Origin of the sequence: Glaciecola sp. XM2 (genome assembly GCF_018595715.1) — a bacterium.
GTDB lineage: Bacteria > Pseudomonadota > Gammaproteobacteria > Enterobacterales > Alteromonadaceae > Glaciecola.
Map to the genome: position 1 here is coordinate 65,121 of NZ_JAHEOJ010000022.1, position 14,367 is coordinate 79,487.

General features: G+C 41.2%; 13 protein-coding genes. 8 read left to right on the forward strand and 5 right to left on the reverse strand.

The features are described 5' to 3' along the window. Positions 1 to 2 precede the first annotated feature (2 nt). The 4 genes from KJ365_RS09945 (at position 3) to KJ365_RS09960 (ending at position 3,741) form a co-directional block, all read left to right on the forward strand. On the forward strand, positions 3 to 803 hold the full coding sequence (locus KJ365_RS09945; protein ID WP_214451508.1) for a hypothetical protein: 801 nt from the start codon (positions 3 to 5) through the stop codon (positions 801 to 803). 55 nt (positions 804 to 858) lie between these two features. After that, positions 859 to 2,106 (forward strand): tyrosine-type recombinase/integrase, encoded by a 1,248-nt coding sequence (locus KJ365_RS09950; RefSeq protein WP_214451509.1) that lies wholly within the window; start codon positions 859 to 861, stop codon positions 2,104 to 2,106. Further along, complete coding sequence (locus KJ365_RS09955; protein WP_214451510.1) at positions 2,103 to 3,152, forward strand: hypothetical protein; 1,050 nt, start codon at positions 2,103 to 2,105, stop codon at positions 3,150 to 3,152. Before KJ365_RS09950 ends, KJ365_RS09955 begins: the two co-directional genes overlap by 4 nt. Positions 3,153 to 3,336: 184 nt before the next feature. Further along, positions 3,337 to 3,741, forward strand: coding sequence for a RidA family protein (locus KJ365_RS09960; protein WP_214451511.1), 405 nt, complete (start codon positions 3,337 to 3,339; stop codon positions 3,739 to 3,741). Between the two features lie 239 nt (positions 3,742 to 3,980). Here KJ365_RS09960 and KJ365_RS09965 read toward each other — a convergent pair whose 3' ends face one another. Then, positions 3,981 to 5,021 carry a glycosylasparaginase gene (locus KJ365_RS09965; RefSeq protein WP_214451512.1) on the reverse strand — a complete coding sequence of 347 codons (1,041 nt, stop codon included), beginning with the start codon at positions 5,019 to 5,021 and terminating at the stop codon, positions 3,981 to 3,983. Between the two features lie 692 nt (positions 5,022 to 5,713). On the opposite strand from KJ365_RS09965, the gene KJ365_RS09970 reads away from it, so the two are divergent. Beyond that, on the forward strand, positions 5,714 to 6,319 hold the full coding sequence (locus tag KJ365_RS09970; protein WP_214451513.1) for a hypothetical protein: 606 nt from the start codon (positions 5,714 to 5,716) through the stop codon (positions 6,317 to 6,319). On the opposite strand, the gene KJ365_RS09975 is transcribed toward KJ365_RS09970, so the two are convergent. Next, positions 6,261 to 7,292 (reverse strand): reverse transcriptase domain-containing protein, encoded by a 1,032-nt coding sequence (locus KJ365_RS09975; protein ID WP_214451514.1) that lies wholly within the window; start codon positions 7,290 to 7,292, stop codon positions 6,261 to 6,263. The two genes, KJ365_RS09970 and KJ365_RS09975, sit on opposite strands and share 59 nt — an antisense overlap. 331 nt (positions 7,293 to 7,623) lie before the next feature. Between KJ365_RS09975 and KJ365_RS09980 the strand changes: the two genes are divergently transcribed. The 3 genes from KJ365_RS09980 to KJ365_RS09990 all read left to right on the forward strand — a co-directional run bounded on the left by KJ365_RS09980 (position 7,624) and on the right by KJ365_RS09990 (position 10,407). Continuing rightward, the gene (locus KJ365_RS09980; protein WP_214451515.1) at positions 7,624 to 8,247 is read left to right on the forward strand and encodes a tyrosine-type recombinase/integrase; all 624 of its coding nucleotides are present in this window, start codon (positions 7,624 to 7,626) and stop codon (positions 8,245 to 8,247) included. Positions 8,248 to 8,828: 581 nt separating this feature from the next. Continuing rightward, the gene (locus tag KJ365_RS09985) at positions 8,829 to 9,200 is read left to right on the forward strand and encodes a BlaI/MecI/CopY family transcriptional regulator (RefSeq protein WP_214451516.1); all 372 of its coding nucleotides are present in this window, start codon (positions 8,829 to 8,831) and stop codon (positions 9,198 to 9,200) included. After that, on the forward strand, positions 9,193 to 10,407 hold the full coding sequence (locus KJ365_RS09990; RefSeq protein ID WP_214451517.1) for a TonB family protein: 1,215 nt from the start codon (positions 9,193 to 9,195) through the stop codon (positions 10,405 to 10,407). The genes KJ365_RS09985 and KJ365_RS09990 overlap by 8 nt, the downstream gene beginning before the upstream one ends. A gap of 242 nt (positions 10,408 to 10,649) precedes the next feature. Here the strand turns inward: KJ365_RS09990 and KJ365_RS09995 are convergent, their stop codons facing one another. From KJ365_RS09995 to KJ365_RS10005, 3 genes are all read right to left on the reverse strand, one after another. Beyond that, a complete protein-coding gene (locus KJ365_RS09995; protein WP_214451518.1) occupies positions 10,650 to 10,805 on the reverse strand; it encodes a hypothetical protein in 156 nt (51 codons plus the stop codon). A 400-nt stretch (positions 10,806 to 11,205) separates the two neighbouring features. After that, positions 11,206 to 12,891 (reverse strand): cisplatin damage response ATP-dependent DNA ligase, encoded by a 1,686-nt coding sequence (locus KJ365_RS10000; protein ID WP_214451519.1) that lies wholly within the window; start codon positions 12,889 to 12,891, stop codon positions 11,206 to 11,208. A gap of 243 nt (positions 12,892 to 13,134) precedes the next feature. After that, positions 13,135 to 14,300, reverse strand: a protein-coding gene (locus KJ365_RS10005) for an IS3 family transposase (protein ID WP_214449580.1) whose coding sequence is annotated in 2 segments (ribosomal slippage) — positions 13,135 to 14,042 and positions 14,042 to 14,300 — 1,167 coding nt in all. Because the reading frame shifts where the segments join, the coding sequence is not laid out codon by codon here. Between the last annotated feature and the right edge of the window lie 67 nt (positions 14,301 to 14,367).

Genomic DNA, 14,367 nt, shown 5'->3' on the forward strand with positions numbered 1-14,367 from the left:
CTATGGAAGCCTTTGCCGCGCTTGTTGATAAGCTCTATTTTACCTCCTCAAACCTTGCGAAATCGGCTTTGATAAAAGCGTATTTAGCCAACACCCCCGACCCTGATCGCGGCTGGGCGATTGCCGCTATCGCGGGCACATTGAGTTTTGATTTTTTTAAACGAAAGTTAATCAAAGACTTGATCACCGAACGCGTTGACCCAGTGCTGTTCGACTTGAGCTATGACTACGTTGGCGAAATGAGTGAAACGGTTTCCCACTTGTGGCGAGCACAAACAGACGACCCCGCACCAATTGACATTTTGCCTTCGCTGAGCGAAGTGGTAACGCAATTTGCTAAGGGTACAAAAGCGCAAAATAAGCAGTATCTTATTACCTTGCTTAACAGCATGAACGCCCCTCAACGCTGGGCTTTATTAAAACTTGGTACCCGTGGCTTGCGCATTGGCGTGTCGGCACGTTTCTTAAAAAAAGTACTGGCCGAATACGGGCAAGTCACAGACCCAAACATTGATGTAGAGGCAGTTGAACGTTTATGGCACGGGCTCAAACCACCCTATGTGGAGCTCATGCACTGGCTTGAAGGAAAGGGCCCGCAACCAGACGTAAGCAACAGTGTTACCTTTGCCCCAGTGATGCTCTCCCACCCTTTTGAAGAGACTCAGCTACCCAGTATTACACCTGAGCACTGGCAGGCTGAATGGAAGTTTGATACACACGAGTTACAAGCCATGGCACGTACTAATTACCTATTTACTCATAGACATAAAAAAATTACTGCAACACACAAATTAGTGCTATAAGGAGAAATGCTAGATTAATTAATAAATTCCCGTTATTACGATATGGATCTAATACTTGACTCACCTAGAACGAATAAATATTAAACATCATACATTTGATCCGGAAACATCATCATGGGAACCATTAGATAAAAAAGTCTGGAAAAGTTTTCCTCAAATATTTTTTTCTAATGGTGAACCTTGGGCTGCAGCGAACAGATATGCGTTGGATAAATTCAGTTCAGGTAATAAGAAAATAAGCACGATAGTGTCTAACATGAACCACCTTTTTGCTTATGCGCGTTGGCTTGAGGAATCTAAAGAAGACTGGCGAGATTTCCCGAGAAGAAAGAAGGATAGAGTCATATTTAAATACCGAGGTTTTCTGATAGACCAACGTGATCAGAAAGGTTTATCACCAAGTACCGTCTCCAAAAGGATGGAAGCAGTTATACGTTTTTATAGATGGGCGTTACATAATGAAGAAATAGAGAAGAAAAGTCTCTGGGATGATAGCTTAGTGACGCATAAATTTGTTACAACTGTTGGGTTTGAAAGAACCTTAACAGCATTATCGAGCGAAGCCGCAATTAAGAATAGAAAGGCTCAAAACAATAGTGTGGAAGGCGGTCTATATCCTATATCAGTTGAGAATACAGACACGTTGATATCATATTTGTCCGTGAATAAGTTCGAGGAGTTATCACTCATGATTATGATTGGTTTATTTACTGGCGCAAGAAGTGAAACGATAAGAACTATTCGAATTCAAGACTTAGATATGGTTAGAAAAGATGCTGATCAAAACATTTACTATATGCGGGTGGGCCCCGGTACCTCAATAAAAACAAAATTCGATGTTGAGGGCGAAATCTTAATAGCTGAATCTTTGTTAAACAGATTAACTAAATACGCTTACTCGCCAAGACGCCTGAAACGACAAGCTATATCTCGTGATGAAGATAAAACACTATTATTTATTACCTCAAAAGGTAACCCCTATTCTGAGTCAACTTTTACTAAGTTAATAAGTGACCTTAGACGAAGAATGATATCTGATGGGCTAGGCCAGTTTCATAACTTCAAATTTCACCAGACAAGAGCGACATTTGGTACCCGTTTGATGGGTTTAGCATTGAAGTACCTTCCCTCTCAAATATCAGCACTCAACTTTGTAAAAAACGCAATGCTCCATCGTGACGCTAGCACAACTTGGAAGTACGTTCGTTTTCTGGAGCTCCAGCCTATTAAACAGCAAATTAATGACGAGTTCTTCAAGGTTTTCACCGGTGCGCTCACTGACATAAATGATTTTCTTGTATGAATTTAAGTTATTTGCAAATTGACCATGAAAGAACTCGCGACCGCTCAATGTTTAATCTCACTCGTTTCTTATATTTGGGTGGGTCTCAATTTAAATCCCAATATTTCAGAAAGAAAGTAGAAGAAGGAAAACTTGGCGAACCTTTGATGCTTAGAGAGCCGCTATTGCAAAAGTTTAAAGAAGAAGCTGAGAGTCGGTTAGCGCGCGGAGATTCGTATGTATCAGTAAAAAATATAGTTGGTGCAATTAGAAGTTTGTATCAGTTCATAGATACACACAATCTAATTGCTTCAGAGGATACTTTACAGTCTAATTTTCTGCAATGGGCTGCTTGGTTAGACCGCGTTTCAAGCTCCAAACGCAACAGAAAAATGTCAGGAAATACAGCGCATGGGATTGCAAGCAGGCTAAGTGGATTTATTGGCTCTACATTTGAGATTCCCTACGGCGAGCGTTTTATCTTTAAGACACGACTGACTAAAACGGTGCACGCAAAAAGAGCTACCGGTAGATTAGCGGAGAAGCAAAATCTCGAGGAATCATTTCTATTTGGTCGTTTTATATATGCTTTAGCTACTGGAATCAACAGAGATACCCTTTGTGATTCAAAACCTAAAGTAATTGTGCCCTTTAAGCATTTATCTCGAACAATTGACCTAACATTTGAAAAAAATTTTGTCTCGAGCAACCTTTCAAAATGCAAAAAATACCGGATTATAAACTGCCGAATTGATGCAGAGCTTCTCTTGTTCGTATCTCAAACAGGAATGATGCCGGGCGAAGCACTTAAGCTAAGAAGAACAACATATAAATATAAGCCATTGGGTGATGAGTATGAGGTAAGAGAATACAAAAATAGGAAAAGTGGGGAAGTGTTCTTTTTTATCCATAAGGAATACAGAAAACACTTTCAAAATTACGTTGAATTTATTACTGAATTCATGCCAGAGGGTGATTGTGTCTTTTCAACATATCAATTCAACAGCGTCGTTTCTGTAATTGATAATTACAGAGGGGAGAGAATCAATTTGCTTTGCAAAGAATGACCTTGACAGACAAGTTCACGGCATAAGGGGACATACGCCGCCCGAATTTGTACGAGAAAATGTGCCAATAGCGGCTATAAAATCTACAAAATACACCCTGTTGTATAGGAAAGAGTAATATTTTATTCTACCAATACTCAAAGACGCTTGATGTTTTGTGAACATTTATAAATTGGAATTAGAAATGACTGACAACACTAATACTAAACCTGAATTCTTTCTTCTTCGACCCGAAGTAGAGAATGCTTACGGCTATTCACACGCGGTTAAAATTGGCAGTAGCATAAAAGTCTCTGGAGCGGTGAGTATGGATAATGAAGGTAATCCAACGGCAATCGGGGACTTAGGACAACAAATGAAAAACTGTTATGCTGACCTTGAAAAGGTTCTAGCGCATTACGGCTGTACGTTTGATGATGTTGTTGTTGAGAATATTTTCACAACAGATATGTCAACTTTTCTTGAAAACGCAGAATACCGCACTTCGATATACAAGCAGCAATTTCCGACAGGTTCTTGGCTTGGGGTCAAAGAGCTGGCATTGCCTGAATTCATGATAGAAATTGAATTAGAAGCCCATAAACCCTGAGCGCTCAAAGCTGCCCATTAAGTCATTTTTGCAATAGTCTGCAAACTGCTAAAATTTTATTTAGGCGGCCTTACCGCAAATCTTGTCTTAGACAACTGAACGGCATGAGCGGTCGGTCAGGGTTGGTCGCCTTTCATAGATTTATGTGATCAAAAAAAACCTAATTTAGATAATCTGCATTTAGGTGCAATTTATATATTCAGCAATCAAAATTCTTTCACATCGAATACTATAAGGTCTCATACAACGGGGAATTTAGTTGCTGTATCTTTTGTTTGAATTGAGTAACTGAAACCTTCATTTTCCCAACCAGATTGCGCTCCGCCGTGTTCTCCATCAATACGTATAGCCGCCATTCCTCCGCCAAATTTATATCCGCGATCAGTTATTCGTTTTATCGCCGCTTTACAGGCGTTCTCGGGTAACACTCCTTGACGCATAAGTTCTACGGCATGATACGTTGGCAAAAAACGCATCATAACATCGCCATTTCCCGTTGCCACCGCACCACCAACGGCCTGATCGCCATAAGCTCCAGCACCAGCAATAGGCGAGTCGCCAACCCTGCCTGGAATTTTGAATTCTCTTCCGTTTGTGGAACAACCAACACATAACTGGCCCATAGCATCGAGTGCAATTGAGCCAACCGTGTCATGCCCTTGCAATGCATCTTCCGAAAATGGTTCTGGATTGAAGGCATCGGACAGTTCTCCCTTTTTTGCCCACTCTTCCCAGCGCTTTTGCGAAGTAATGTTGGTAAGAGAAGTTTCCTCAAAGCCCATGCGCGCTGCAAACCGCGTCGCGTCATCTCCAACAATCAAACTGTGCTGCGTTTTTTCCATGACTGCCCGCGCTACAGATATCGCTTTTTTAACTCGTTTGAGGCAACCGACCGCTCCGACATCGTGGGTTGGTCCCCATAAAACCATGGCATCTAAAGTTGTCTCGCCAACTTCATTTGGCACACCGCCATAACCAACCCAGTATTCATCAGGTAACAATTCGACATAATTTATAGCTGCCTCGACCGCATCTAGCGATGATCTACCTTCAGTCAACATCTTAAAAGCCAATGCATTTGCATCGGGACCGAAGTCCCAAGTTGTCAGAATAAAAGGCTTGCCGGGATTTATATCTTTAACTACGACCTCAGCTGATGATGAGGGCGCGACCGCCGACATAGCAGTCGCTTTGCCAACGCTTGCCATAGCACTTAAAACAGCTCCAATTCTCAAGAAGCTACGTCTTGTTGTATTCATCACCCGTTTATCTGAAGTCATGCATTTCTTCTTAATGTTTTTATTTTCGAATTAGTTACAACGCTTTTAGGCCTTGAGTATAAGAAAGTATTAAGCTAATTACCATCGATTATGAAAGGTCATATCAAGGTCTGAATTACGGCATTTGCAGACCTTCACCAACATTCATCCGAATAAGTGCTTTGGGCATTAGGAGACGTAGCAGTTTTCTGCAAATTAGTCTTATTTCAGCAATTTTGATAATCTAAACTAACGGAATTGAATGACAGCTCTGCCCAATAAAAGCCATAGTCACTTCCTGACTCTACCCTTTTTTTGATCGTGCATCGTTGTTAATGGTTATATTTCAAACACTTTCAATCATGAATGGAAGCAAACTGTCAGCCCTTATTTCTATTTTCATTGGCGCAGCTCTGTTTGTAAAGCACAGGCCTATTTCTTTTTATATCGTTATTAACTTCACTCAATGCATCGCGTCATTGGCGCGATTTGTCTAATCACGCGCTTATATTTCATAAACGCTTTCACGCAAGCGCAAGGTAATTGTCACGCACCATCGTGTCAGGTTTTTTTACATATTTGTGTGATTGAAAAGGAGACGCCTGATTAAGTCATTGTTATCGTTTGATTATTTTAGGTGGCACTATATTTGCTGGTAGATTTAAAAAAATAAGTTTTCTCAAAGACTAAACATCAAGGGAAAGGAAGTATCAATGAAAATCATACAAATAGTGTTCGCCATAGTAATAACGACGTTCGTCTCAGTATCTCATGCTACGGTTATTTTTATCACGGAGAAAGACGATAATGGCGATGTTATATCGTTGTTAGGCGCTGATAACGTTAACGTAAACGGTTCGTTTTACAATGTAAGGTTTAAAGATGGCACGTGTGTAGCGTTATTTAATGGCTGCGATGATGCGGGTGATTTTGTGTTTAATACACAAGCGGATGCAGTGGCAGCGTCCACAGCGTTGCTGGAGAAAGTGTTTGTTGACGGGGTCGATGGAGAGTTTGACAATGTTCCTAATTTGACAAACGGGTGCGTTGATTTGAGGGCTTGTGGTGTGTATACACCGTGGGGGTTTGTTGTCGGTAGTAGTGATTTAATAGAACTTGCTACGTCATTCAACAGTGATGATGAGATTGATGATAGGGTGTTCTCAACTCTGCGTTTTGCGTTAGTTGATTTAGATCAAGACACCGATTACACATATGCAGTATGGGAAGCTGTCGAGGTCTCGTCACCGAATGTCGCGATTATAATGGTGATGGGTATAGCTGGTTTGTTAGTATCCCAACGACGTAGAAAGGTTTAATCGAATTATCATCTATCCCTGCCACTACCCATCGTAACCAGCGGATAAAATAGTCATCAAGCGCAACGGCTCTTTTAGGGGCCGTTTGCTTTTTCTCATAAAGCCGAATAGCCATATTAACCGCGTTAGATATTGTTTTTTGTGCCACGGCTAAATGTGGAAGGCCAAAACGATATCCCAAAAAATCAAATTGTTTCTCAATCCGGCCAATAAATTTTTTATCGGGCGCTTGTTCAATTTTCAATGCATTAAAATGTTGATTGACCGTCCTGATTGCACATCGTAGATGCCAACGTGTTTTGGCTAATACAATAATGTCATCCATATATCGGCGATAAAAATATCGTTTATCTGCTTCCATTTGCTTATCCAAGCCGTTCACATAATACGCTGCGATAACCGGTGACAAAGAACAACCCCTTGATATACCGCACTGTACCGCCTTAAACGTGCCGCCTTTTTCAACACTTCGTTTTACAAATTGCGCCAATAATCGATAAATGAAAGGGTTGCCAATGTCTTCATCTAGTTGCTTAAGCAATAGGGTGTGGTCAATGGACGCATAATATCCTTTTACATCCGTTTTCATGACATAGGTATAGTCAGGCAATGCTGAGTGCAAGGTATTAACAGTGGCTTTTAATCCGCCATGCCCTTTCACATGCGTGCAGTTAGTAGATAATACCAAGGTGTCTGCAAGCGCCATGGCTAACATTTTTAATACCAGTGCATCGCATGATGACCACAAGTGAATACTTGACCCATCGGCCTTTGTCACCACGCTCTGCGGCAACAGTGTGTAGTCGTGTGTGTGAAGTGACTCAAGAAGCGCTTGACGCTGTGAGTGCCAATGAAAACGCAAGTGCCAAATATCGGCATTAGGCGGAAAATTAGCACGCTGTTTACACAACCACGAATAGGCGATATCAATATTGCCTTCAGTAAATACGTGCTGCGCATCTAACATCATCATCACTTACCTTAGTGACCGCTTTCTGATTTTAGGAGAGGATTACAGAACAGTCTGTCACTGTTCATCCTAATCTTACATGCATGAGATAAAATCTTAGCACATAATTGAACGGAGTATGACTGCTTTGGCGTGCATTTGGGGTGGAGCGTAAGGAAGGGCTATGACTCCTAATTCCCTCATAGCGGTAATAGCGATTGTAAACTGCAACGTCCGCTTCATGCCCTGTGAGTCCATCAGTGGAACGAAAAATTGTCTTTAACATGATATTTAGCTCATCTTTAGTATGTGTGGTCATTCATCCACATCAATCAAATATGAAAGAGGTGACACCATGTATCAAATTACAGTTTATAGGAAAAAGGAACCTTGGAATAAAAACAAGCTTGTTGGTCAAAAGCTCCCACTTAAACTTCAGCAAATCTGGGCTATTCGTATCCGTCTTGAGCTAGCAGGTAATATTAGAGACTTAGCACTATTTAACCTAGCTATCGACAGTAAATTGAGAGGTTGTGATCTTGTCTCTCTGAGGCTACGTGATATTGCTCATGGACTGAGTGTGCAATCCAGAGCAATGGTAGTTCAACAAAAGACCGGGCAACCTGTACAGTTCGAAATTACGAAAAACACACGTGAATCTGTATCACAGTTAATCCAACACGACCAATTGACGTCAAGTGATTACTTATTCAAATCGAGAGTGAAAGCATCTGTTCATTTATCAACGCGACAATATAGCCGGATTGTTGACCATTGGGTCGAATCGATAAACTTAGACGCGACTCAATACGGTACGCATACAATGAGGCGAACAAAGCCTTCTCTTATTTACAAAAAGACTAAGAATCTGCGAGCTTGCCAATTGTTACTCGGTCATACAAAACTTGAAAGTACTGTTAGATATCTAGGTATAGAAGTCGATGATGCACTTGAGGTATCAGAAGGTATTGATTCCTAGTAAAAGCTAGCATGCCGCTCTTCTTGCATAGAAGTGCGGCCTATCAATTACTAGCCGGAAACGTTCTGTTCGCAAAGGGCAAGTCCACGGCATTTGCTGCCATACGAGCATGAAGATAACAAATGAGCGTTTAGTGCCAGAAGCAGTCATTTCGGGCTAATCCTTTTCTTATCGATTTAAGAAAGCGGCCATATTGAGATAATTCTTATTAAAAGCTAAAACATTCTTCTTCGAATAAAAAAGTCGCTTCGCTCATATGCGAAAAGGATGGATTAATAATCGGTACAAATTCGCCGTCTATTCTCAACAAAATGATACGCAGAAAAGCCCCTACTTAGGGCGCACTGATGGCATTCCCGTTCTCATTTGAAATACTCTTTATGCCATTTAGCACATTCATCATCGTGTCAAGTGTCTACTTAACGATGCCTGAAGTAAAATCACGTAAGTCAACATAGTTTTAAGAGCCCTGTAAATCAGCCCTTTTGGTGGAGTCGAATATAAAGCTTTGTAAATAATATTTGCTAATAAATATTACATGTGTGATATTTATAAATACTACAACTGTAAGAGTTTAAAAAATGAAATATGATATTACTGATGCAGAGCTAAATATCATGCAAATTCTCTGGTCTAAAAATCAGCAGTCCTCCAAGTCAATTCATGCATGTCTTGATAAAGATTGGAACATCAAAACAACAAATACTCTTTTAAATAGACTAGTGAAAAAAGGCACACTGCGTTTTGAGAAACAAGGGCGTGAATATATCTATTTTGTGAATGTATCGAAGTCGGACTATACCGCTAGTAAGAGTGAACATTTCCTACAGAGACTATTCAACGGCAAACTATCCCCATTCGTGGCGCATTTCGCCTCATATAGAAAATTGAGCGACGACGATATTCGCGAACTTAAAAAACTCATAAATGATTGGGAGCGTCGTGATGATTGAATTTATTTATGATGCCACACTCATCTTTTCGGTGCTGTGCTTATTTATCATTGTGGCAAGAAGGCCTCTAACAAAACTGTTTGGAGCACGTCAAACATATCAATTATGGAGCAGTGTGCCCCTGGCTATATTCTTGTTAGGGCTACCTGTTTCGGCAGTATTTACTTTAAATATCACGAGCACATTTGTTGTAAATGTCACAGCGCCGTTAAACAATAACCCGCCGGTTCTGTCTCATAGTTATAGTGACCTCTTTACTATCATCTATTTTGTTGGATTTAGCTTCGGAGCTGTAGCTTATAGTTTTATCGTGCTTAAGCATACACTTATTCGCAAAAGAACCCATGTAGCTAATATGAAGAGCAGCTTTAATGAAAATGATTCGGGTTGTTTCATGTCAACGAAATTGCCCGATGTAGAATATAGCTACCCTGATGCCTCACCTTATTTAGTCGGCATTCTGCACCCACGTTTAGTTTTACCCGCTAACTTCTCAGAGATATTCTCCGAACAAGAACAGCGACTCATTATCGAGCATGAGCACACGCACTTTAGAAGAAAAGACTTAATTTGGAATCAAATCGCTCTCTTGCTACTGCTAATGTTTTGGTTCAACCCATTAGCCTGGTTTGCCTTTAATTTGTTCAGACAAGATCAAGAGCTTGCGTGCGATGAAGCAGTACTTGCATCAGCTGATAGACACACTAGAAAACTGTACGCTGATGCCTTAATAAAATCAGCGTCTCTTCGCCCCGCGTTTATTCACACAACAAATTTTGGCAATTTCGTCAAATTAGGAGAAAAAACTATGTTAACCCAACGTATTTATCACGCTATGCAAGCGCACAAATATAGCCGCTTTTTTACTTTATCATTACTTATAATTGTTGGCATTATGAGTACCACTCAACTTAATGCAGAAACATCGTTACCAGTGGATGAAAAATATTTAAAACCGATTGTTAGAATAGACCCTAGTTATCCCGAAACAGCCACACAAAACAACATAGAAGGCTGGGTAGTTTTGGAATACATGGTTTCACAAAACGGAACGGTTGAGGAAATTAGAGTAGTAGATTCAGAGCCAGCTGGTGTTTTTGATGAGTCCGCTAGAATGGCAGTAGCTAAGTGGCGATATCTCCCTAACGACACATTTAGACCTGCCGTTAATACTATTCAGCTCGACTTTAGACTCTCTGAAGAATAAAAACGAACGAGTGATTGTTCATTATCGGTAAAATTTTTACCGTGAGACTTGGACACCATACACACAGCCTACTGCTCATGTTTGGTGTCTTATTAATTAATGCAAACTGTAAGTAAATAGTCTCACTCATTGTTTAGACTTGGGGAAATAGAATTGGTCGGTAAGAGAGGATTTGGAATTCCGAACCCTTAGAGGATAAGAAGAATTAACGCTATGCACTACTCATTATAATAGCTGCACTTTCAGCCATTCTTCTGGCCCCACAGCTTGGGCAAGGATTTGCCTTGCTCTGCTAGGGTGGCGGTAAAATCTGAGTAGTAACGTTCTACCAACTCACACAGTAAGATAGTTTCAGGGCGACGTCGTTTGTACTTTTGTTGTTGCTGTATTGCCAGCACTTCCTTCATCCTTGAATAGTGGCATTCAAGGATGTCAAACAAGCGCTTAGAAAACGACTGAACAAGCAGCCTGATTTTGGTTTGTGTAGTATTGCCGTTTTAGCTTGAACGTCCGCTCCAGAGAACGAAAACTCAAAAATCCAATTTGACAGGTTCTCGAAGGCTCAGCAGTCATATTTCTTAAAAAACGACTGGCTCCTAACTGCCCAAAGCCGTCTATCACTCATCGGATTTTTAAGATTAAAAAGGTACCTTTGTTTGAGTGAAAAGTTGAACCGGCTATGATCGATTTAGGCTTGGAACAGCCAGTTTAGAAAGTTATTTTCCAACCAGTGTTAGATTTATCGATAAAAACCGGAAAAGGCACTTTCCAACCTCAGAATGCAAATAGCCCAAAAAATTAACGAATTAATTGCGCTAAGTTTTCTAAAGTGTCGGCTTCATTTGCAGGTTTGTCCCAGCGGATTCTCTTGATCCTCGGAAAGCGCATTGCCACTTTTGATTTGTGTCTATTTGAAGCGTTTACGGCATCGAAAGCAAGCTCGCAGACTAACTCCTTTTTGACTTCCTTAACTGGCCCAAAACGACCAATACTATTGCGCCTAATCCAAGTATCTAGTTTCTTAAGCTCTTCGTCCGTAAAGCCAGAATAAGCTTTACCAACAGGCAGTAATTGGCCTTCAGACCAACAACCAAAAGTATAATCCGAATAAAAGCTTGAGCGCTTTCCATGACCTCGTTGTGCGTACATCATTACTGCATCTATGACCAATGGGTCTCGTTTAAGCTTATACCATTGTCCTTTTGGACGCCCCGAGACATAAGTCCCGGACTTGAACTTAAGCATTACTCCTTCAATGTAGCCATTTGACATGTTTGTTGCCCGCTCTTTGTAATCGGTAAGTTGTGTCACTTTAGTGAAAGGCAACTGCTCTGAAATAAAAAGACCACAGTGGTTATTGGATGTTGATTCGTTGCTTGAGTTCGATATTTTTAGAATATGCGTTAATGCCGATGATAATATCTTCTGTCGCTGCTCAAAACCAACGCTTCTCAGGTCTTGCTCGTTGATTTCGAGTGCGTCGTATAAAATCAGTCCAACAGGTACCTGCTGAAGCAAACGTTTGGACGGCTTTTTCTTGTTCAGGCGTTGTTGCAATTGATTAAAACTTGCAATGCCCTCATAGTTAATCAGTTCGTCGCCGGTGCTTGTGTAGCCGGGGTTTAGGGAGATAAGCTCACCATCAAACCGGCCCACGATACCAGAATCTTTAACTCTCTCGATCAAGTCGGGAAAGCTCTCACTAATGTCATCTCCAGTGCGACTATATAAAGCCACACCACACTTGTTTATTAACAATTGAGCCCTAATTCCATCAAATTTCCACTCAATGCACCATTGCGACGGAACAATAGTATTGAGTAGTTCTGTTTGAAACGGTTGGGACAACATCACCGGTTGAAAGGTGAGTTGATCAGTAATATCTGGCTTCGCTGCATTGCCTTCTAACCATGCAAACAAATCAATGTACGGAGGTTTTACGCCATGCCAAACCTGTTCAATATCTTCTACAGTAATATATTGGTTATGTTGTTGCGCGAATTGTGCGAGTATTTTTTTCAACGCGCGCGCTGACACTCCAATTCGTAACCCGCGCGTGCCCAATTTTAAAAGAGCCCAACGTTGTGTTGATGTCATTTTATCCAATAAGGTGGACAGATAATCAGGTACTTGTTTCTTTTTCAAGGCTTGAAACTGTTCTATGATTTCCGCTAAAGCCGGTAAGTATTGTTGCGTTGAAATTGATGACTGTGTCGTAGACCACAGGTGGGCGACAGTCTCACTCAATTCGCCTACGTAGTCATAGCTCAAAGCAAATAACTCAGCGTCGACTTTCTCTAGTATGAGGTTTTTTATAGTTGCGCGTTTAAAAAATTCAAACGACAAGGTCCCCGCCATGGCAGCGATAGCCCAGCCACGTTCAGGATCTTCTGTGTGCTCTAAATACTCAATCAACACTTGAGCCTTGGCATTACTGCTATTTAAGTAATACAAGGTATTTACTAAAGCGGCAAAAGCTTCCATGGTAAAAATCTCATTTAGCATTGATAACTAAGATTTACGTGTAAAGGGTCGCACCAAGATCAGAACGAAGTATAGATTGCTATCTTGCGTTGTTAATTAGCAAGTTGTTGACTAAGGGCGTTGTACTAAATGCCCTTACATTAAAGTTAATCGCGAATACGACATAATTATCACTTATAACTAGCTAGAGATGTCAAAAATTTTAAGATCACCAATTACTGTTTCAACGAAACTTTGTAGTGGTCAACAAAATCCGTACACCGATTTAGCTAATTTCTCAGCTTTCGCTGGCGGTAGACCATCGTTAAATTGATGCGGTCGCTCCCAGTTATAATAGTTCATCAGGTAATAACCCACATCTCGTTTTGCCTCATTTGCTGATTGATAGCCGATAGTTGGCATCCATTCAGATTTTAGGCTTCTAAATACTCGCTCCATTGGGCTATTATCCCAACAGTTACCGCGTCGACTCATACTTTGTGTCATGCGATATCGCCACAAGCGCTGTCTAAATTTACGAGCACCATATTGTGAGCCTTGGTCGCTGTGAAACAGCACGCTCTGTGGCTTGCCTCGCTGCTCATAGGCCATATCTAGCGCTCTTACCGCCAGTTCAGCATCCGGCCGTTTTGATAGACTCCAACCAATTACTCGACGTGCATAAAGGTCGATGACAACCGCTGCATAATGCCAAGCATCGCCCGTCCATAAATAAGTAATATCACCACACCACGCTTGATTGGGCTGCTCTGGTACAAACTGTCGATTCAATAAGTTCGGAATATCCGGTCTCTCAACTTTAACTCGCTTATAAGCATGCTTACCAGGCTGCTTACTTGTTAGCCCTTGCTCCTGCATCAAGCGTGCGGCCTTGTAGCGACCCATCTCAATGCCTTCATCTCTCAGCATACCAACAATCGTTCGCGTACCGGCTGACTGGCGACTTTTATCAAACAAGCGCTTTACTCTTGCTCTTAAAATACGGCGCTTTGCATCTATCAATCTTCGGCGCTTTTTACGCTCGTAGTAGCTCGTCACACCCAAGCCTAACGCCGAGCACACTAGCTCTGTCGATTCATGCTCCCTCAATCGATCGACTAGCGCGTGGAGTTCAGATCGTCTGACATTAAGAGAGCTGTAGCCTTTTTTAATATCGACTTCTCTCGTTCTAAGCGATTAACCTTAGCTTCTAGCTCTTGAATCCGCTGTTGTTCAACTGACAAGGCTTTCGATTTAGGTGTTACACCAATACGCTCTGATTCAAGTTGTTTCACCCAAATCCGCAGCGTGTTTTCGTGAACTTCTATCGCTCGACTTGCTTCAGCAAATGAGTAATCTTGATCTAAAACCAAGCAAGCTGCATCGTTTTTAAATTCCGGGCTGAATGACCGGCGCTTTCTCTTTTCCATTGAACACCTCTTCTATAAGTGTAATGCTACCACTTAAAAAGGTGTACGGGTTTATTCTGCCACTACA